This window comes from Bartonella sp. bp_1 (assembly GCF_055808085.1).
Window position 1 is genome coordinate 984,486 of the sequence record NZ_CM147851.1, and the last position, 20,866, is coordinate 1,005,351.

General features: G+C 45.7%; 22 protein-coding genes. 13 read left to right on the forward strand and 9 right to left on the reverse strand.

Annotated features, from left to right (window positions below; translation table 11 throughout):
- Nucleotides 1-23 precede the first annotated feature (23 nt).
- Nucleotides 24-3,521 carry a transcription-repair coupling factor gene (mfd, locus tag ACYZ97_RS04840; RefSeq protein ID WP_473300341.1) on the reverse strand — a complete coding sequence of 1,166 codons (3,498 nt, stop codon included), beginning with the start codon at nt 3,519-3,521 and terminating at the stop codon, nt 24-26.
- Between the two features lie 2 nt (nt 3,522-3,523).
- Nucleotides 3,524-3,817 (reverse strand): FAD assembly factor SdhE, encoded by a 294-nt coding sequence (locus ACYZ97_RS04845; RefSeq protein WP_473300342.1) that lies wholly within the window; start codon nt 3,815-3,817, stop codon nt 3,524-3,526.
- Nucleotides 3,818-3,984: 167 nt separating this feature from the next.
- On the opposite strand from ACYZ97_RS04845, the gene ACYZ97_RS04850 reads away from it, so the two are divergent.
- Entirely contained in the window at nt 3,985-4,722 is a 738-nt protein-coding gene (locus ACYZ97_RS04850) for an AzlC family ABC transporter permease (RefSeq protein WP_473300343.1), read from the forward strand.
- Nucleotides 4,712-5,038, forward strand: a complete 327-nt coding sequence (locus ACYZ97_RS04855) for an AzlD domain-containing protein (RefSeq protein ID WP_473300344.1) — start codon at nt 4,712-4,714, stop codon at nt 5,036-5,038. Before ACYZ97_RS04850 ends, ACYZ97_RS04855 begins: the two co-directional genes overlap by 11 nt.
- Here ACYZ97_RS04855 and ACYZ97_RS04860 read toward each other — a convergent pair whose 3' ends face one another.
- A complete protein-coding gene (locus tag ACYZ97_RS04860) occupies nt 5,039-5,665 on the reverse strand; it encodes a hypothetical protein (RefSeq protein ID WP_473300345.1) in 627 nt (208 codons plus the stop codon).
- A 109-nt stretch (nt 5,666-5,774) separates the two neighbouring features.
- On the opposite strand from ACYZ97_RS04860, the gene recG reads away from it, so the two are divergent.
- A complete protein-coding gene (recG, locus tag ACYZ97_RS04865) occupies nt 5,775-7,883 on the forward strand; it encodes an ATP-dependent DNA helicase RecG (protein WP_473300346.1) in 2,109 nt (702 codons plus the stop codon).
- Between the two features lie 4 nt (nt 7,884-7,887).
- On the opposite strand, the gene ACYZ97_RS04870 is transcribed toward recG, so the two are convergent.
- Nucleotides 7,888-8,688, reverse strand: a complete 801-nt coding sequence (locus tag ACYZ97_RS04870) for a VOC family protein (protein ID WP_473300347.1) — start codon at nt 8,686-8,688, stop codon at nt 7,888-7,890.
- Between the two features lie 124 nt (nt 8,689-8,812).
- Here ACYZ97_RS04870 and ACYZ97_RS04875 point away from each other — a divergent pair, with 124 nt between their 5' ends.
- Complete coding sequence (locus tag ACYZ97_RS04875; RefSeq protein WP_473300348.1) at nt 8,813-9,361, forward strand: RBBP9/YdeN family alpha/beta hydrolase; 549 nt, start codon at nt 8,813-8,815, stop codon at nt 9,359-9,361.
- A gap of 51 nt (nt 9,362-9,412) precedes the next feature.
- On the opposite strand, the gene ACYZ97_RS04880 is transcribed toward ACYZ97_RS04875, so the two are convergent.
- Nucleotides 9,413-9,748 (reverse strand): DUF1476 domain-containing protein, encoded by a 336-nt coding sequence (locus ACYZ97_RS04880; protein WP_473300349.1) that lies wholly within the window; start codon nt 9,746-9,748, stop codon nt 9,413-9,415.
- A gap of 211 nt (nt 9,749-9,959) precedes the next feature.
- Here ACYZ97_RS04880 and purC point away from each other — a divergent pair, with 211 nt between their 5' ends.
- The 8 genes from purC (at nt 9,960) to ACYZ97_RS04920 (ending at nt 16,367) form a co-directional block, all read left to right on the forward strand.
- Nucleotides 9,960-10,724, forward strand: coding sequence for a phosphoribosylaminoimidazolesuccinocarboxamide synthase (gene purC, locus ACYZ97_RS04885; RefSeq protein WP_473300350.1), 765 nt, complete (start codon nt 9,960-9,962; stop codon nt 10,722-10,724).
- Between the two features lie 14 nt (nt 10,725-10,738).
- Entirely contained in the window at nt 10,739-10,978 is a 240-nt protein-coding gene (gene purS, locus ACYZ97_RS04890) for a phosphoribosylformylglycinamidine synthase subunit PurS (RefSeq protein WP_473300351.1), read from the forward strand.
- Nucleotides 10,979-10,991: 13 nt separating this feature from the next.
- Nucleotides 10,992-11,660 carry a phosphoribosylformylglycinamidine synthase subunit PurQ gene (purQ, locus tag ACYZ97_RS04895; protein WP_473300352.1) on the forward strand — a complete coding sequence of 223 codons (669 nt, stop codon included), beginning with the start codon at nt 10,992-10,994 and terminating at the stop codon, nt 11,658-11,660.
- Entirely contained in the window at nt 11,657-12,049 is a 393-nt protein-coding gene (locus ACYZ97_RS04900) for a hypothetical protein (protein WP_473300353.1), read from the forward strand. The genes purQ and ACYZ97_RS04900 overlap by 4 nt, the downstream gene beginning before the upstream one ends.
- Before the next feature lie 28 nt (nt 12,050-12,077).
- A complete protein-coding gene (gene purL, locus ACYZ97_RS04905; protein WP_473300354.1) occupies nt 12,078-14,285 on the forward strand; it encodes a phosphoribosylformylglycinamidine synthase subunit PurL in 2,208 nt (735 codons plus the stop codon).
- Between the two features lie 61 nt (nt 14,286-14,346).
- A complete protein-coding gene (locus tag ACYZ97_RS04910; RefSeq protein WP_473300355.1) occupies nt 14,347-14,580 on the forward strand; it encodes a BolA/IbaG family iron-sulfur metabolism protein in 234 nt (77 codons plus the stop codon).
- Nucleotides 14,581-14,668: 88 nt separating this feature from the next.
- Complete coding sequence (grxD, locus tag ACYZ97_RS04915) at nt 14,669-15,001, forward strand: Grx4 family monothiol glutaredoxin (protein ID WP_473300356.1); 333 nt, start codon at nt 14,669-14,671, stop codon at nt 14,999-15,001.
- A gap of 85 nt (nt 15,002-15,086) precedes the next feature.
- Nucleotides 15,087-16,367, forward strand: coding sequence for a multidrug effflux MFS transporter (locus tag ACYZ97_RS04920; RefSeq protein WP_473300357.1), 1,281 nt, complete (start codon nt 15,087-15,089; stop codon nt 16,365-16,367).
- Between the two features lie 20 nt (nt 16,368-16,387).
- On the opposite strand, the gene ttcA is transcribed toward ACYZ97_RS04920, so the two are convergent.
- The 4 genes from ttcA to ACYZ97_RS04940 all read right to left on the reverse strand — a co-directional run bounded on the left by ttcA (nt 16,388) and on the right by ACYZ97_RS04940 (nt 19,758).
- On the reverse strand, nt 16,388-17,236 hold the full coding sequence (gene ttcA / locus ACYZ97_RS04925; RefSeq protein ID WP_473300358.1) for a tRNA 2-thiocytidine(32) synthetase TtcA: 849 nt from the start codon (nt 17,234-17,236) through the stop codon (nt 16,388-16,390).
- A gap of 87 nt (nt 17,237-17,323) precedes the next feature.
- Nucleotides 17,324-17,941 carry a 30S ribosomal protein S4 gene (gene rpsD / locus ACYZ97_RS04930; protein WP_473300359.1) on the reverse strand — a complete coding sequence of 206 codons (618 nt, stop codon included), beginning with the start codon at nt 17,939-17,941 and terminating at the stop codon, nt 17,324-17,326.
- A gap of 166 nt (nt 17,942-18,107) precedes the next feature.
- A complete protein-coding gene (gene murI, locus ACYZ97_RS04935; RefSeq protein ID WP_473300638.1) occupies nt 18,108-18,938 on the reverse strand; it encodes a glutamate racemase in 831 nt (276 codons plus the stop codon).
- On the reverse strand, nt 18,931-19,758 hold the full coding sequence (locus ACYZ97_RS04940; protein WP_473300360.1) for an RNA methyltransferase: 828 nt from the start codon (nt 19,756-19,758) through the stop codon (nt 18,931-18,933). The genes murI and ACYZ97_RS04940 overlap by 8 nt, the downstream gene beginning before the upstream one ends.
- Before the next feature lie 380 nt (nt 19,759-20,138).
- Between ACYZ97_RS04940 and sfsA the strand changes: the two genes are divergently transcribed.
- On the forward strand, nt 20,139-20,852 hold the full coding sequence (gene sfsA / locus ACYZ97_RS04945; RefSeq protein ID WP_473300361.1) for a DNA/RNA nuclease SfsA: 714 nt from the start codon (nt 20,139-20,141) through the stop codon (nt 20,850-20,852).
- Nucleotides 20,853-20,866: the final 14 nt, after the last annotated feature.

Sequence of the window (20,866 nt, forward strand, 5' to 3'; positions counted from 1 at the left end):
AAAACTTTTTCATTATTCCATCTCTAACCAGCAGCATTATCGACAAATTTTGCCAGCTGGGCCATAAGACTGGCAGCACCATTAAGGCGCTGTTCAGCTTTCGGCCAATCACGAATAATAACAATAGACTGGTCCGCACGTATTTTAGCCATCCCCCCTTGCTCGGCAATCCATTTGACCAAAGCTGTGGGATTGGCAAAATTGTTATGACGCAATTGAATAACAGCACCTTTAGGTCCAACGTCAAGTTTTTCCACATTGGCACGTCGACACAAGGTTTTGATAAAGACAACCTTAAGCAAGTGCTGGACCTCGATCGGCATCGCACCAAAACGGTCGATCATTTCCGCACCGAAAGCATCAATGTCTTGAGGTGTCTCAAGATCAGCAAGGCGACGATACAACTGTAGCCGCAAACCAAGGTCGCTGACATAATTTTCAGGAATAAGAACAGCGGTTCCAAGCTGGATTTGCGGCGACCATTGACTATCTTCCACATTGACCTGACCGCGCAACTCGGCAACAGCCTCCTCAAGCATCTGTTGATAAAGCTCAAAACCGACTTCCTTGATATGGCCAGACTGTTCTTCTCCCAGAAGATTACCCGCCCCACGAATATCCATATCATGACTTGCCAGCTGGAATCCGGCTCCAAGTGTATCAAGAGATTGCAAAACCTTGAGGCGCCTGTCTGCACTGGGGGTCAGTGCTTTGCCGACCGGCAATGTAAACAGGGCATATGCGCGTTGTTTTGAACGTCCTACACGACCACGCAGTTGATAAAGTGCCGCCAAACCGAACATATCAGCTCGATGTACTAGCAATGTATTGGCAGTGGGAATATCCAATCCCGACTCAACAATAGATGTCGACAACAAAACATCATACTGGCCATCGTAAAAAGCATTCATAATATCATCGAGCTGTCCGGGAGCCATTTGCCCATGCGCTGCAACCACTTTAAGCTCAGGCACATGAGTTTGTAAAAATTCCTGCACCTGCCCCATGTCAGAAATACGTGGACAGACATAGAAACTCTGTCCACCTCGATAATGCTCGCGAAGCAGAGTCTCGCGCACAATCAATGGGTCAAAGGGAGAAACAAAGGTACGCACAGCCATGCGATCAACCGGCGGCGTTGCGATCAAAGACAACTCGCGTACGCCCGTCAAAGCCAATTGCAATGTGCGCGGAATAGGTGTGGCTGAAAGGGTGAGTACATGAATATCGCTTTTCAACTCTTTTAGCCGCTCTTTATGTTTAACACCAAAATGTTGTTCTTCGTCAATAATCAGTAATCCGAGATTGGCAAAATCAATACTACTGCCCAACAAAGCATGCGTTCCGATGACGATATCAATCTTTCCTTCAGCAACGCCCTGTTTGACAGCGGCCAGCTCTTTTGTACCGACAAGACGTGATGCATGCCCAATTTTCAATGGCATGCCTTGAAATCGCTCAACAAAATTTTTGTAATGCTGACGAGATAATAAGGTCGTCGGCACCACAACGGCAACCTGATAACCGTTCATTGCGGCAACAAAAGCAGCACGAATGGCCACTTCCGTCTTGCCAAAACCGACATCGCCACAAATCAAACGATCCATTGGCCGCCCAGCCCCAAGATCATCCAATGTAGCATCAATGGCACGCAACTGATCCTCTGTTTCATCATAAGGAAAGCGGGCAACAAACTCGTCATAGGCACCTTCAGGTGGCATCAATACCGGGGCACCATGCATGGCCCTCTCAGCCGCAATCTTGATAAGACCATCAGCAATTTCCAACAGTCTTTTTTTCAAACGCGCTTTACGTGCCTGCCATGCAACTCCGCCCAATTTATCAAGAATGGCATCACTGCCTTCCGCCCCATAACGCGAAAGCAGCTCAATATTCTCGACAGGCAAGAACAATCGGTCATCACCAGCGTAATGAAGCTCCAAACAGTCGTGTGGTGCCCCCGCTGCCGTAATTGTTTTCAAACCGATAAAGCGACCGATACCATGCTCAACATGGACAACGATATCACCGGCATTAAGAGATGATACCTCACTGATAAAATCGCTTTGGCGTTTGCGTTTCTTGGCATGGCGAATAAGCCTATCACCCAGAATATCTTGTTCGCCGATAACAACCAGATCGTCACAGATAAAACCATGTTCGATATTCAAAACGGCAGCACATATCTGGCCATCAGCCGCATTTTCAACGGCATTCAGATTTTCACTAAACTCGAATTTTTCGAGCCCATGCTCTTTTAAGACCTGTATCAACCGGTCAAGCGAACCTTCACTCCATCCAGCCAACAAGGTTTTCTTGCCCTGTGAACGCAAATCAGCAAGATACTCAACGACAGTTTCAAACAAATTGACATCTTCCGATGTCCGCGCTTCGACAAAATCCGGTCCCTTATGAATATCCAGATGAACAATCCGACGTTCTGTACTTGGTGGCTGTCTAAACGGCGTAATCTCAATACATTTTTGCCCGATCATTTCATTGATCACTTCAGGCGCCAAATAAAGTGCTTCAGGGGCGAGTGGATGATAAGGAGCTGAATCATTGCCCTTTTGATTTTCACGCTCTTTGCGCGCTTCATAATAATCAAGAATAAGACGATGACGCGCTTGTAATGCATCCTGCACCAGATGGTTGAAAATCACCGGTGCCCCCTTGGCATAATCAAAAAGCGTGTCCAGATGGTCATAGAAAAGAGGCAGCCAATGCTCCATGCCGGAAAAACGCCGACCTTGGGAAATTGATTCATAAAGAGCGTCTTGACGTTCTGCCGCACCAAACATTTGGATATATTGGCGACGAAATTGGCTAATAACAGATTCTGTAATCGTCACCTCGCTCATTGGCTGAAGCGTAAAGGAATCGATACTAGCTTGTGTGCGTTGGCTTGCAGGATCAAAGCGGCGGATTGTCTCCAATGTATTGCCAAAAAAGTCCAATCGTAACGGGAGCTCTTCACCTGCCGCGAACAAATCCAAAATGCCACCACGTACGGCAAACTCACCTTTCTCACGAACTGTTGCCACCCGCTCGAACCCATTCCGCTCCAGATGGTGGACCATCAGATCCATTCCGAATGCCTGCCCACAACGGGCATGAAACAACTGCGCTTTCAAGGCATCAAAAGGTGGAACTTTTTGTAAAACCGCATTCGCGGTTGTTAAGATGATCGCACCATGCGGTTTTTCACAAAGAACCTGCATAGCGGAAAGAGCTGCCAGTCTTTTAGCCAAAACTGCAGCACCGGGCGAAACGCGGTCATAAGGTAGACAGTCCCATCCGGGAAACTGGATAACCGGCAAATCAGGACGGATAAACTTTAATGCCTGTTCGAAATCATCCAATTGCTGCCCGTCCGACGCAACATAGATGACAGGGCCCTGTGGATCAAGGCTCTCAGCCAGTCGCGATAAGGCAAAAGGTTCAAAACCTTCCACCACATTATCAACAATCAATGGCCCCTTTTGCTCAAAAGCAATATTCCACTTAGAAAAAACAGTCATCTTTAAGTGTTGAAATCCATGCGGGTACGATAAGCCAGAATGTCATGGAACATTGGTATATCAATGCTCTTCGGCATAGCAACTTCACCAGTAACCCAAGTTAGTAAGTCACGATCCTCGAATGACATGATGAACTCCAGAACATCAAGTTCATCATCATTCATGGTACTGATATGAGCATCAACATATTGTCCCAAAACCAGATCCATCTCGCGGATGCCACGATGCCATGCTCTAAAGACGACCTTACGTTTACGTATATCAAGCATATCAGTAGTAAGTTTGGAACCGGTCATGAAAAACTCCTGAAATATAACTGAGGTATAACCGCCATCCGCAGCAGGTTCAACGGGGCAGAACGTTTTTCTTTTAAAACCGGATCAACAATATAATTGCATTTTTATAGTCGTGATGATTTATTCGACGTATATACAATCATAGACAATCCAATACAGTAAAAGCGATGTCTGATAACGCCTCTCCATCGAAAAGCCTATTGTTCAAACAAGGGTTTGTTGCCTGTGTTCCAACATTGGCAAGTTATTGGGCTGTTGGCTTTGCTTGCGGGGCTATTGCTGCAGCAACGGGATTTTCTTTTTGGCACATCACCTTTCTCGCCATCTTTCTTTATGCCGGTTCCGCACAATTTCTTTTTTTTGCACTCCTTGCAAAAGGTGCAGGGATTATGGAAGTGGCCTTGTCGGTCGCCTTCATCAATCTTCGCTATCTTCTAATCAACACCTATATGGCTCCCTACTTTAAAAAGTCGACATTAATCGAAAAACTTGTCGGCAGTCTTCTAATGACCGATGAGACATTCGGTGTTGCTGCACAATATGCCAAAAGACATAACAACCAGATTCCCTATTTCTGGCTTTTGGGCCTCAACCTTGTCGCTTGGCTTAACTGGATATTTGCCAATATAATCGGGGCATTATTAGCAACAGCGTTACCTGATTGGTTGAAGGACGGGTTAAGTTTCAGCCTAGTCGGTATGTTTGTCGGCTTATTGATCCTCAACTGGCAAACAAGCCGGACACGCTTGATCGAAATCATCGTTATCATTGTCAGTGCCCTCTGTGTGATTTTCACAGATAGTCTTATCGGCAGCAATCTTTCAACAATTGCAGCAACAATACTGGCCGCCACTGTCGGCCTTGTCTGCCTTCAAAAAATGCGACGAGGCGCCTATGGATCATAATACTGTTTTCTGGGCGCTTGTTACTTCGGCAATTGTTACCGCCGTCATCCGCGCGGCACCGGTTCTATTTTTGGCACACCGTCCCTTTCCTGCTATTTTTCGTGACTGGCTCTCCTTTATTCCAGGCGCTATCCTATCTGCCATCATTATTGCCGATCTTATTGCGCGCCCCCAGCAGACAAATTTTGGAATCTCGATTGCTTTACTGGCAACATTAGCTTCGATTATTGCAGGACTATTAAGCCGCAGCCTGATTATAACTGTACTTGTCAGTATTTTTGCCTATCTGCTTTTCCAGCTCGGTTTTCCAGCCTGATCAGCCATTATTTTCTCTTAAAGTACGAATTTCTTTCGCAAAGTTTCTAGAAAAAATGCCAGCGCATGACTGCAAAATAAAAATCAATATGAGCCAAATCAATATTGCCAAACCGAAAGCCTCTACGGATTGAAAAGTATAGCTACTATAAAGAGTTGCAGAAACAAAAACATCCTTAATACCAACGACCGAACAAAGCATGGTCAGGTGCAAGATCATGATCGCCTGATTAACAAGAAGAGGAAACCCTTGCTTAAAACCAAGACTAAAGGCTCGTGTCTTATATAGACCTGTTTGCCATGAACGAATGGAAACATAGAGAATATCAGCCATATAACCGGCCATAGCTATCCCAATGATAACACCAATCAAAATCAGCGATGACACAAATTTGATATCCAATAATTGCCACACCCCAAAATAGATTATCACAATCATAAATGATGGTGGCAGCCCGATAAAAAATTTAATTAGAACGAAAGCAATAAGATTGAATCCCTTATCTTGCGAAACACGCATCATCGCCAAGCCAAAACCAACAACGACAGCAATGAGAATTGCAAGAAAACCGATAATCAAATTATTGACAAGCCCTGCCAAGAGCATCAATAAAAGTTCTTGATCCATATTCAGACTCCCCTTTTTCGGTTTATTTATCCGCCCTTCTTGCTCACATCAACAGACGGCCTTTATTATAGCCTCTTTTCTTTTTCACAGACTTGATTAAATTCAATTTATGCGACCATCCTTGCTCGACCCCTTATTCCGATCTGTACGCACCTTGACCGGCATTGGCCCTAAGGTTTGTGCATTATTGGCAAAGCTTCTGGAAACCGACCCCCTACAAACGGAACCACGGCTGATTGATCTTCTCCATCTAATGCCGCATTCCGTTATTGACCGCCGCAATCGGCCCGGCATTGCCTACGCGCAAGAAGGAACAATTGCGACCATCGAAATCGTCATTGACCATCACCAGCCGTCACCGTCGGGCAAAAGGCAGGTGCCATATCGTGTACTGGCACATGATAACACGGGGGAAATAACGCTCGTTTTCTTTCATGCCCAACGCTCTTGGTTGGAACGCCAGCTACCCGTTGGTGAAAAAGTAGTCGTCTCAGGCAAAGTAGAATGGTTCAACGGCCGTGCATCAATGATCCATCCCGACCATATGGCAACGCTCGCACAGGCCGACACATTGCCTCTTATTGAGCCTGTCTATCCCTTAACGGCCGGTCTCTCATCCAAAACCCTGCAACGCGCCATTAGCGAAGCCACCTCACATATTCCGACTTTACCTGAATGGATAGAACCAAGTGTCCTGTCAGCACACATGTTTCCATCCTATAGCGAAGCGCTCAAATCCGTCCATCACCCAGATGATCCCTCTATCATCGTGGCCAATAGTCCCGTCAGGCAACGTCTTGCCTATGACGAATTTCTGGCGGGACAACTGGCACTCGGCCTTGTCAGACTTAAAACACGCCGCCTTACAGGGCGCCCTTTGCCTGCCCAAGCAAGACTAACCAATCGCCTTTTGCAAATATTGCCATTCCCCCTTACCAAAAGTCAGAAACAAGCTATTGCCGATATTTCTGCCGATCTTGCGTCAGATGAACGTATGTTGAGGCTACTACAAGGCGATGTCGGATCGGGTAAAACCGTTGTTGCATTCATGGCTATGGCACAAGCAGCAGAAAGCAATACACAATCCGTTCTCATGGCCCCAACAGAAGTGCTGGCTCGCCAACACTTCGCCACCATAAAGCCATTAGCTGAAAAAATCGGCCTCAATGTCGCCCTATTAACCGGACGTGAAAAAGGACGCGATCGACAAGCCATTCTGGATTATATCGCTGACGGGACAACCCATATCATAATCGGCACCCATGCCCTGATACAGGACAAGGTGGTCTATCACGACCTTGCTTTGGCAATCATCGACGAGCAGCACCGCTTTGGCGTACATCAGCGCCTACAACTCACAGCCAAAGGGCATATGCCCAATATGCTTGTCATGACAGCGACCCCTATTCCGCGCACACTTGTTCTGACAGCTTTCGGTGACATGGATATTTCAAGGCTTGAAGAAAAACCCGCCGGACGCCAACCCATTAAAACAGCAACCATGCCCATTGAGCGCCTTGAGGAATTGATTGCACGTATAGCTGTCGCCCTTGATCATGGAGATAAAATTTATTGGGTTTGCCCACTTGTTGAAGAATCTGAAGTCTCCGATCTGACAGCTGTCACGCAACGCTTTGAAAGCCTAACCCAAATTTTTGGCGACAGAATAGGACTTGTTCACGGCAAGATGTCAGGAACTGAAAAAGATATGGCGATGGAGAGCTTTAAAGCCGGCAAAACACGTCTACTTGTCGCCACAACGGTTATTGAGGTCGGCATCGATGTTACCGATGCCTCAATCATCATTATTGAACATGCCGAACGCTTCGGATTAGCACAATTGCATCAGTTACGCGGTCGTGTCGGGCGCGGTGACAAAGCTTCGTCATGCATTCTTCTGTATAAGGCCCCGCTTAGCATAACAGCACAAGCACGCCTTAATATTATACGCGAAACCGAAGATGGTTTCAGAATTGCAGAAGAAGACCTCAAATTACGAGGAGAAGGTGAATTGCTGGGAACACGTCAATCAGGCGTGCCAGGTTTTAGCCTTGCCGATATAGAAACCCACGCCGATCTTTTGCCAATTGCCCGCCAAGATGCCCGTCTGATCCTTGAACAAGATGCAAATCTTCAGTCAGAGCGTGGACAAGCCTTACGATTGCTCCTTTATCTTTTCCGGCGTGATGATGCGATCAAATTATTACGTGCGGGATAAAACTCTAGGCTGTCAAACGTATTTCATTTCCCCAAGGATCAAGAAAAACACCGACATCCCTCTTTTGGCTGCACAAGGAAACAAAAGAAAGACCTGCTCGATCATTCGCGCGCATTCCGGCTCCGAAGCTCGTCCAACTATTACATGCAACATGATGATGATAACCGCCTGTCGAAAGAAAAACAGCTTGGTCGCCATAATGTTGAACCGCATCAAATCCTAGCATATCATGCCACCATAACTGCGCCTGAGCTGGAAGCCCAACCCGTAGATGAACATGTCCAATTACCGTATTCTCTGGCGCTCCTTGCCATATATTCCCCTGGCGTCCTGTCTCTTTTAACAAAGAAACATGATCAAGCGGCCTTGTACCCATTTTTACAAGCCCTTGTTGCCATTGCCAGCCATTTTCAGGACGATCCGAATAAACCTCGACACCATTACCATCAATATCCTGAAAATAGATCGCTTCGCTCACATCATGATCAGACGCCCCCGTTATAGGCGCATTTATCATGAGAACATGACGGAAAAACCGTGCAAGGTCAGCGCGGGAAGGTAGAAGAAAAGCGATATGGAATAATCCGGCCTCACGCGGATTATCTTGACGCGCATGATCAAACTGCTCAATTTCCAATAATAGCCGATCGGCTACACCTAACTGGATCGTCTGATTTTGGCGCCCTATTTCAACCAACCCTAACAACCATTGATAAAAAGAAGCAAGACGTTGCGCATTACTGGAGCGCAAACCAACATGATCAATATAAATAGGTGCCTTTTGAGCAAAAGCCGTGTATTCCATTTTATGCCTCGCTGGATTAAGAATACCTTCTATATATAGCATCGCGATTGTTTCGATAATAAGCCGTTATATATACGGATTGTCTTCCGATTGACTACAATTGACAAAACAAATGGATACAACCATGAAAGCCAATCAAGCCTCTATTCTTATTGTACCAGGTTATAAAGGTGCAGGACCGGAACATTGGCAAACAAGGTGGGAGAATCGTCTCAGCACCGCGACACGCGTCAATCAGGCAGAATGGTCAAAGCCCGTTTTGTCCGATTGGATTGCCAATGTTGAAAAAAGCGTGGCGGCGGCTGATAAACCGGTTGTTCTGGTTGCCCATTCTCTTGGCATCCCTACCGTTATACAGGCCTTGCCACGCATTCATAAAAAGATAAAGGGGGCTTTTTTTGTTGCACCACCTGATGTTGAAAATCCCCGCATTCGCCCTAAACATCTGATGACATTCGGCCCCTATCCCAAAGAGCGTTTACCCTTTCCTACTCTTATAATTGCCAGCCAAAACGATCCATTCTCATCCTTCGAGAAATCTGAAGATATTGCCACTCATTGGGGAGCTCTATTAATTGATGCTGGAGAATCAGGCCACATCAATAGCGAATCAGGACATGGACCTTGGCCTGAAGGATTAATGGTATTCTCACAATTTCTAGCTAAACTATAATTTAAATTAAAATCATAAAAAATCCGCTTAGCGCGGTTATTGATTTTATTATCATCCGGTCTTTTTTACATCGCCTTGCAGCCGTTCCACTGCTTCACTCATGAAGCTTGTCATTAACTCACGAATCTCATCGCCATCAAATTCAACATTGGCATCCGCCATGTCTTCTTCAATCTTAGTCAAAACGTCTTCTTCATAACCGTGCTTGAGCGCAGTCATAATAATCGCCTTGGCATAGGCAATAGCATCATCACCTGTTTTACCAAGCTTCTCGGCAACCCACATACCTAAAAGACGATTGCGCAGCGCGCCTGCTTTAAAACGCAGTTCTTCATCCAACGCATATTTGTTTTCAAAAGCACCTTTGCGCTCTTTCATCCCTTCCATCAAGATCTCCTGCTCAAAGAAGTTTTAGTGGTTAATTTATTTTATTGCAGCATTTATTGCCGCAAGCAAGAGATAGATGAAAATTAATTGTTTTAAAATCCAGAAAATTCTTTGAACACACTAACTCGCCGTTGTGAATTTTGATTGTATGAGATAGGAACATAAGGAAGTAGGCTATTATTTACACCAATATTCCAACAGAGAAAAAAACATGAACCGACGGCACCGCATTTATGAAGGCAAGGCCAAAATCCTATATGAAGGACCCGAGCCTGGCACTTACATTCAATTTTTCAAAGATGATGCTACTGCATTCAATGCAAAAAAACATGAAGTCATTGACGGCAAAGGCGTGCTGAACAACCGTATCTCGGAATATATATTCACAAAGCTCGAACGTTTGGGACTTCCTACCCACTTCATCCGGCGTATCAACATGCGCGAACAGCTGATCAAAGCTGTTGAAATCATTCCTCTGGAAGTGGTTGTTCGTAATGTTGCCGCAGGCTCTCTTGCCAAACGGCTCGGTTTAGAAGAAGGCACTGTTCTACCACAGACAATTGTCGAGTTTTATTATAAAAAAGACGAACTTGACGATCCAATGGTCACCGAAGAACATATTACAGCTTTTGGCTGGGCAAGCCCCGCTGAACTAGATGATATTATGCAGATGGCTATTCGAATCAATGACTTTCTCAGCGGTCTTTTTATCGGCGTTGGTATCCAGTTGATCGACTTCAAAATGGAATTCGGCCGTCTATGGGAAGGTGATTTGATGCGCATTGTTCTTGCTGACGAAATATCACCTGATTCTTGTCGTTTATGGGATGTAAACACGCAGGAAAAGATGGACAAAGACCGTTTCCGCCGTGATTTAGGCGGACTTGTTGAAGCCTATCAGGAAGTAGCCCGCCGTCTGGGTATTATGAATGAAAATGACACACCGCGTCCTACAGGGCCGGTATTGGTTAAATAACAGGAACACAGCCTATGAAAGCACGTATAATCGTGACACTCAAAAACGGGGTTCTTGACCCTCAGGGCAAGGCTATTGTCGGAGCACTCGACAGCCTTGCCTTCAAAGGTATCCAATCTGTACGCCAAGGCAAGGTTTTCGACATCACGCTTGACGAAACAGACAAAACAAAAGCGCACGAAAAACTTGAAGCCATGTGTGAAAAGCTCTTGGCCAACACCGTCATTGAAGACTACCAGATCGAATTCATTTAACAGGATTTGCGCCATGAAAACCGCGGTTATTCAACTCCCGGGCCTCAATCGCGACCGCGATATGATCGCTGCACTCCACAAAATCAGTGGCATCGAGCCGGTAAAAATCTGGCAAACCGAAACAACAATTCCAAATGTCGATCTCATTGTCATTCCGGGTGGGTTTTCATATGGCGACTATCTGCGTTGTGGCGCTATTGCAGCACGTATGCCGGTCATGCGCGCCATAAAAGAAAAAGCAGAAAAAGGCATAAAAATCATTGGTGTGTGCAACGGTTTTCAGATATTACTTGAAGCTGGGTTACTCCCCGGAGCCTTGATGCGCAATACATCGCTCAAATTCGTCTGTCGCGAAGTCAAACTTGAAGTTATCAACAACCAATCAGTGTTTACACGCAACTATAAAAAAGGCGATATCATACGCTGTCCCGTTGCCCATCATGACGGCAATTATTTTGCCCAATCCGAAATGCTTGAACGTCTGGAAGGTAACGGGCAGGTTCTTTTTCGTTATACTCAGGATACGAACCCTAATGGCTCAATCAACAATATTGCCGGCATCGTCAACGATAAAGGCAATGTACTGGGTATGATGCCCCATCCTGAAAATCTGATTGAAGCCGCCCATGGCGGCACTGACGGCCGCGCCTTGTTTGAAAGTGTATTAGGAATTGCCGCATGAACAAATATAATATAATTACCGGCTTGAGCCTGATGGGATTGCTTTCAGCCTGTGCTGGCCCCGGCCCCGGCAGCATTGAGCTAGGTACAGATGTAGCAGCTCTCAAAACTATGGAAACCGTCACCGCCAATGCCAATCGCTGTTGGTTTAAGACAGGGCAAAAAGAATTCAAAGGCTACAGACTTGCACCGGAGCTTCAATCCTTCAGTGGACGCCCGCGCATGCTGGTTGTTCCGGCCCACAATCCCGGCGGCCGCCCGGCTCTGGTAATCGAGGCAGAAGGTAGCCCTTCCCGCGTCACTGTATATGGACCAATGATGGCTGAACCAGTCGGTAATAAAATTGCCGATTCAGTAGACCGTTGGACCAAAGGCGACGATCAATGCTGAAATACAAAAAATATGGAGTCCTTTGCTGATGAGCGTGCGCAACGATTTTGCCATAACCAATGAACTGATTGCAGCTCATGGACTCAAGCCTGATGAGTATCAACATATTCTCGACTTAATCGGCCGTGAGCCAACTTTTACAGAATTGGGTATTTTCTCAGCTATGTGGAACGAGCATTGCTCGTATAAATCGTCCAAAAAATGGTTGCGCACCTTACCGACCCAAGGCAAGTGCGTTATTCAGGGCCCGGGTGAAAATGCCGGCATTGTCGATATTGGCAATGGCAATTGCGTTGCTTTTAAAATGGAAAGCCATAACCATCCCTCCTATATCGAGCCCTATCAAGGCGCTGCCACAGGTGTTGGCGGTATTTTACGTGATGTCTTCACCATGGGGGCTCGCCCTGTTGCCGCTATGAATGCATTACGGTTCGGTGATCCCGATCATCCACGTACCCGCCATCTGGTCTCTGGTGTTGTTTCCGGCATTGGCGGTTATGGCAATGCCTTTGGCGTACCGACAGTAGGCGGCGAGGTTAACTTTGATAAACGCTATAATGGCAATATTCTTGTCAACGCTTTTGCTGCCGGCATTGCACGTACTGATAGTATATTCTATTCAAAAGCCGAAGGTGTTGGTCTACCTGTTGTCTATCTCGGCGCCAAAACCGGACGCGATGGTGTCGGCGGTGCAACCATGGCATCAGCGGAATTTGATGACACGATTGAAGAAAAAAGACCGACAGTACAAGTTGGTGATCCTTTTACCGAGAAATGTCTACTCGAAGCCTGCCTTGAACTAATGGCATCAGGGGCCGTTATTGCCATTCAGGATATGGGGGCAGCCGGTCTTACTTGTTCCGCTGTTGAAATGGGAGCAAAAGGCGATCTTGGCATTGAACTGGATCTTGATAAAGTACCAGTACGCGAAGAAAACATGACCGCTTATGAAATGATGCTTTCTGAAAGTCAGGAACGCATGTTGATGGTCCTACGGCCGGAACTGGAAAAACAGGCAGAGGCTATTTTTCATAAATGGGGACTTGATTTTGCAATCGTCGGCAAAACAACCGATGATCTGCGCTTCCGTGTCATCCATCAAGGCGTTGAGGTAGCCAATCTGCCGATCAAAGAATTGGGCGACGAGGCCCCCGAATACGATCGCCCATGGATAGAGCCAACAAAAAAAACAACCTTATCTGCCAAAGACATTGAGCAGGTCCATAATCTAAATGACGCCTTGCTGCGTCTTGTAGGCTCTGCCGACCAATCATCCCGACGCTGGGTCTATGAACAATATGACACCCTTATTCAGGGCAACTCCCTTGTATGCCCGGGAAGCGATTCAGGCGTCATCCGTATTGAAGGCGACGAACAACGCGCCCTTGCCTTCTCATCCGATGTCACCCCGCGCTACTGCGAAGCCGATCCTTTTGAAGGCGGCAAACAGGCTGTTGCAGAATGCTGGCGTAATATTACAGCTTCAGGCGCCCTACCATTAGCATCGACCGATAATCTCAATTTCGGAAATCCTGAAAAACCTGAGATCATGGGCCAGCTGGTTTTTGCCATCAAAGGCATTGGGGAAGCATGCAAGGCACTGAATTTCCCAATCGTCTCCGGCAATGTTTCTCTTTACAATGAAACCAATGGCGAAGCCATCCTGCCAACCCCTACTATGGCTGGTGTTGGTCTGATTGAAGACTGGTCGAAGATAGCAACAATTGGCGGTATGCAAAATGGCGACCGTCTTATCCTCATTGGCCCCTATGGTACACATCTTGGTCAATCCATCTATCAACGTGACATTCTCGGACAAGCCGATGGTGCGCCTCCGCCGGTAAATCTGTTACAGGAAAAACAACATGGTGACTTCATCCGCCAATTGATTAAATCTGGTAAGGTTAGTGCCTGCCATGACCTCTCCGATGGAGGATTGGCGCTTGCTCTGGCTGAAATGGCCTTAAAGGCTCGAAAAGGAGTTGTCGCAACAATTCCCGGCCTCCAGCCGCACGCCGAGCTTTTCGGGGAAGATCAGGCACGATACCTTATCTCGGTAACAGCTGAGGATGCCAAGCAGATACTGGAAGAAACAGGTGCGTTAGGCATCGAAGCTTACAATATTGGTGAAGTATCAGGAGATCATCTTGTTATTTCCCAGACAATAAAACTGTCTGTTGAGACATTATCCAATGCCTATGAAAATTGGTTGCCGCAATTTATGGGCAAAGAATAATACGAATGTCGATTCAAATAAAAGTTTATGATAATTTTAATAACCAATGAGGAGACCTATAATGGCAATGGATGCTCATACGATTGAAAAGCTCATTCGTGAAGGTATTCCGGATGCTACCGTGACCATTAGAGATCTTGCTGGAGACGGTGAACATTATGCTGCCGAGGTCGTTGCGGAAAGCTTTCGCGGTAAAAGCCGTGTCCAGCAGCATCAGATGGTTTATGAATCCTTGCAGGGCAATATGGGTGGCGTTCTTCACGCGCTTGCTTTGCAAACCAGTATACCGGAATAATTCGATTACGCCCTTGCGGTTATCAATCTTGCATGCTTATCTAATATAAAGCCCTTCAAATGCGGCAGTTCAATCAAGGAAAACAGACATGTCAGGCATTCATGATTTTATCGACAATGAAGTCAAGTCCAACGATGTTGTACTTTTTATGAAAGGAACGCCGGGATTTCCTCAATGTGGGTTCTCGGGTCAGGTTGTGCAGATACTTGATTATCTTGGCATCGATTATAAGGGAATCAATGTATTAACCTCGGATGAGTTACGCCAAGGCATTAAAGATTATGCCAATTGGCCAACAATCCCCCAGCTCTATGTGAAGGGCGAATTTGTTGGTGGCTGTGACATTGTTCGCGAAATGTTTCAAGACGGCGAACTTAAAAAGCTCATGACCGAAAAAGGTATTGAAACCAAATCGGCATAAACGCCTATCTAGTATCCAATAGCCAAGGTGTCGGATTTTCCGGCACCTTTATCTTTTTTTCTCTCCCCTATTTGCAAAAGATCACATGCCGCAAAACATCGAAGAAGAAAACCATATTTCCGCATTAAAAGCAAAAATCGGCAAGACAGAGTTTGTCATTCTTATGGCTGCCCTCATGGCAACCAATGCCTTTGCAATTGACATCATGTTGCCAGCCATGGCCGACATGACTCAAAGCCTTGGTGTAATGGGAGAGAACACCCAACATTATATTATTTCAGCCTATTTGCTAGGTTTTGGGGTGTCCCAGCTCTTTTTTGGTCCTATAAGTGACCGTTTCGGTCGTCGAATCCCTATCATTTTGGGTTTAATTTTCTATTCTTTAACCTCGATAGCCTGCACTTTTGCGCCCAGTTTTGCCATGCTGTTATTATTGCGGGCTATACAAGGTATTGCGGCCGCAGCAACACGCGTTCTAACAGTTTCTATCGTACGTGATCTTTATGGTGGTCGCCAAATGGCTGAAGTCATGTCAATCATCATGATGGTTTTTATGATTATTCCGGTCATTGCACCTGCGACCGGTCAGCTCATCTTGATGTTCGGCCCATGGCACCTGATCTTTTTCTTTATGGCACTGGCCGGTTTTCTGATCTTATTATGGGTATTATGGCGGCTGCCAGAAACGCTACATGAAAAGCGCCCTTTAACCTTTGCATCCATCGGGTCCAGTCTCTACACAATTATCACCAACCGTGTATCGCTGTGCTATACATTGGCATTTTCAGTTATTTTGGGTGGTCTATTTGCCTCTCTTAATACAGCCGAACAAATTTATGACGGAATCTATAAACTCGACAAATGGTTTCCTGCAGCCTTTGCAATAGTTGCCACATTTCAAGCTCTATCCTCTTTTCTCAACTCACGACTTGTCGGAAAAATTGGTATGCGCAAAATATCCCATACCCTTTTATTCTTCTATATTGGTGCTTCTTTTGTCTGGTTGTTATGGCAATCCAACTCTGACACTCCCATCCCCTTTCCTATCTTTATGATACTTTTTATTGTCATCATGTTTTCTTTTGGCGGCATGGGGGCCAATTTCAATGCTCTTGCTATGGAATCTCTTGGAAAAATTGCCGGAACGGCATCTGCAGTTTTTGGTTTCATGCAAACAACAATCGGTGCAGGACTTGGTTTTCTAATCAGCCAGCAGTTCCATCACACAACAACACCAATTGCCATTGGATTTTCAGCTTTGGGACTTCTAGCGCTGATATTTGTATTAATTGCCGAAAAGGGTCGTCTTTTCAAACCTCATTATGAAACCGTATCAACAAAAATAGTTTCTGAAACAAAGGAATAGATTATTTCCGCAGTTCCACTTTATGACTGTGGGAAAAGCGCCTTAAAATCAAATAAAGACGTATCAAGCATATGGCTTGGCCTGATATTACCCAAAGCACGGATCATCGTGTCTTTACGTCCAGGCATGCGTTTTTCTATATCATTCAGCATGGCCTTCATCGCATTACGCTGTAAGCCGTCCTGACTACCGCATAAATTACAAGGAATAATGGGAAATTTCATAATTTGTGCAAATTTTTCAAGATCTTCTTCAGCCGCATAGATCAGCGGACGCATAACAGCAACATCGCCTTCATCATTAATCAATTTTCCCGGCATAGATGCCAAGCGGCCACCATGAAAAAAATTCATAAAGAATGTTTCTAAGGCATCATCACGATGATGCCCAAGAATTAAAGCCTGACAACCTTCTTCCCGTGCAACACGGTAAAGATGACCACGACGCAACCGTGAACATAAAGAACAATAGGTCTGCGCTTCGCTCAGCTTATCCGTTACGACAGAATAGGTATCTTGGTATTCAATCCGATGTCGAACACCAATCTTATCCAGATAATCGGGTAAAATATGCTTAGGAAACCCCGGTTGTCCTTGATCCAAATTACAGGCAATCAATTCAACAGGCAACAAACCGCGCCATTTCAGATCAAGCAGCAAAGCCAGAAGGCCATAAGAATCCTTGCCGCCGGATAGAGCAACAAGCCATTTGTCACCCGGACGGATCATGAAAAAATCATCAATAGCCTGACGCATATGACGCAACAGCCGCTTACGCAGCTTATTAAACTCTACATTTGCGGGTATCTCGCGAAACATCGGATGACAACCGTCATCGCCTGCCTCAATATCAATAACAGCTTCACTCATTCTTCATCCGCCATCATCGGTTGATTGATAAAAACACAATAAATAAAGGGGGCCGAAGCCCCCTTTTCATTCATACAATTATCAAAATTAACGTGAATAGAATTCGACAACCAAATTAGGTTCCATCTGGACGGCATAAGGCACATCAGAGAAAGCAGGAATACGTGTATACGTTGCCTTCATTTTATTATGATCAACATCGATATATTCAGGAACATCACGTTCAGCAAGCTGAACGGCTTCCAAAACAAGCGTAAGCTGTTTTGATTTTTCACGTACTTCAATGACATCACCCGGCTTGCAGCGATAGGACTGAATATTGGTACGACGACCATTAACATTGATATGACCATGATTAATGAACTGGCGTGCAGCAAAAATAGTCGGCACAAATTTGGCGCGATAAACAATTGCATCCAAACGTGATTCAAGCAAACCAATCAGGTTTTCACCAGTATCACCACGACGGCGAGCTGCTTCATCATATGTCTTGCGAAACTGTTTTTCAGAAACGTCACCGTAAAAGCCCTTGAGCTTCTGCTTGGCGCGCAACTGAATACCAAAATCGGAAAGTTTGCCTTTACGACGCTGGCCATGCTGGCCCGGACCATATTCACGGCGGTTAACAGGAGACTTCGGACGTCCCCAGATATTTTCGCCCATACGGCGATCAAGTTTATACTTGGCGGATTCGCGTTTACTCATCGCATTTCCTCATCAACAAAAACAAAGCCCGCTATGCAGACTTCAAGGAAACGCACCCTCCTCTGCCTTCTGTTTTTGAAGACTGACAGGATAAATAGCTTTTACGCATAGTATTTATCCACGGGACACGTCGGTTTATAGGCTTTTTATAAAGCTTGCCCTGTCATTAGGGCGAGCATGCCGTAATGTCAAGCTCTAGATTAATTTTATCGATATGAAGTCCGAACCCTTGCAGAAGGCGTCGTGTCGAAAAATCAACATGCCCGGATGTAAAATAGGCGACATCATCTTTCAAATGCTCGCCTTGTGTCTCTATCGGCTGGGACAAAAGCGAAAGAGCACGCTTGGCAATAGCTTCTGCCGGATCCAGCCAATCAACAGGCCACGGTGCCAATTTGCGAAATAGATTGATTAGAAATGGATAATGGGTGCAGGCAAGCACAACAATATCCGTGTGTAAACCATCCTGCTCGACAAAGCAGGGCAAGATTTCCTTTAAAACCGCTTCACGATCCAGCGTGATCCCACGCAGATAATCCTCAGCGAAGCCTGCCAAGCGTTGAGATCCGACAAGACGGACATGACACTGGCTTGCATATAAAGAGACAAGATCATGTGTATAAGCACGTTTGACCGTGCCCGGCGTTGCCAACACAGAAATCAAACCACTACGCGTCTGTTCTGCTGCTGGTTTTATTGCCGGAACAGTACCGACAAAAAGAGTATCAGGAAAGTGCTGGCGCAAATCCCCCATCACCAATGTTGAAGCGGTATTACATGCAATAACGCATAGAACAGGCTTATAACGCTCAATCAACTGCCCAAAAAGCGTTATAATACGCTGTTTCAAAGATTCTTCAGGCCATTTGCCATAAGGAAAGCCTGCATCGTCCGCAACATAGACAATTTGACGATCCGGCATTTTAACCCGTGCTTCACGCAATACGGTCAAACCACCTATTCCACTATCAAAAAATAAAATGGGCCGGTCACTCATCATGTGCTTCTTTTGGTTTTCGTGCCCGCATCAAAGGCGCACCAGCTCCTCGCGGCTTCTTCGGTGAGAAATGATCAAGGGAAGTGATAACACCACGCAACACTTTGACTTCTGCCTCGCCAAAATTGGCACGCGTCAATACAGCACGCAAGTTGGACACCATAATGTCTTTACGTTCAGCGGGACGAAAATAGCCACGCACATCAAGTGCTTCTTCAAGTTGTACAAAAAATCCGAAAAGCTGCTCTTTAGATGCCGGCTCCATATCAACACCACGAAAAGCCGTATCCGTTTCTTTAGCCAAACTGGACTTCATCCATTCATAGGACATCAACAACACAGCCTGTGCAATATTCAGCGATGCAAAAGCCGGATTAACCGGAAATGTCACAAGCTCATCAGCCAGACTGATTTCCTCGTTTTTCAATCCCCAACGTTCACGGCCGAATAAAATACCACAGCGTTGTCCTGAAGTTTCCCGCTTTCGAAGAACATGGGCAGCCTCAACCGCACTGCGCACCGGTTTGAACCCATCCCGTTCCCGCGCCGTTGTCGCAAAAACATAGACAAGATCCTTAATCGCTTCCGGTAATGTTTCATAAACTTTGGCACCATCAATCACATGATCGGCTTTGCTGGCAGCAGCACGTGCCTTATCACTTGGAAATTCTTCCCGCGGATTGACCAACCGCAATTCACTAAGGCCGAAATTAGCCATAGCGCGCGCTACCATACCGATATTTTCCGGTAATTGCGGTTCTACCAATATAATGACGGGCCCCGATTCAATATTGGGACGGTTTTTATCTGTACCAGCCATATTCTCTCAACCTTTGCTGCACAGCATTTAGACCAAAAAAACACATCATGAAACCTGTTTTTACTCCCTCCCCCACAGTATATGCGCCTCAAAACAACCCCGAAATGATCTCTCTTTTGCCATGTTTTATTCTCAATCCGGCCAGTTTTTTCCTACAAATATAAAATCATGATTGAAACCAATGCGAGGGTAACGCGATGGATACTGAAACCAGAACCACACTAACATTGATTGCAGCCGGCATTACAGCATCGCTGATGGTGCTATGCGCCAATATGAATGCGCTGGATATTATTCATACCCTATTTTAATACGAACAACCTCAAGGTTAGCCGGACAAATACCGTTTACATAAGCCTCTGTTCATATTAATTTTCGATATGCGATTTGCTTCTCCACTCACCCAAGGCAAACTTATCCACCGATATAAGCGTTTTCTCGCTGATATTGAGCTTCATAACGGCGACACAATCACCGTTTCTGTCCCCAATACCGGTTCTATGCTAGGTCTCGATATGCCCGGCGCCAATGTTTGGCTTTCACATTCATCCGATCTCAAACGTAAATACCCCTATCGGTTGGAATTGGTTGAGGCAGACAATACAATTGTCGGAATCAACACCGGACTGCCAAACAAAATTGCACGAGAGGCACTTGAAACAAGTCTGATCCCCGAGATTGAGGGATATCAAGTAATAAAGCCGGAACAAAAATATGCGCAACATTCACGGATTGATTTTTTATTGCAACACCATCCCAATCAATCTGATTTGTATCTCGAAGTTAAAAATGTACATTTTATCCGTCAAAAAGGGCTAGCTGAATTTCCTGACACGGTCACGGATCGCGGTGCCCGTCATCTTGATGATCTTGTTGCAATGAGACAGAGTGGCTATCGTGCCGCCATGGTCTTTATCATTCAGCGTGAAGACTGCAACCAGTTTAAAATTTGCGACGACCTTGACCCTGTCTACGGACAAAAATTTGTTCACGCTATCGCAAGTGGTGTTGAGGCATATGCAATCAAATGCCATATTACCCCTTCTTCAATTATACCGACAAAACGAGTCGACATCATCCATTCAAAACTCTAAAAGTCTGGATAGTA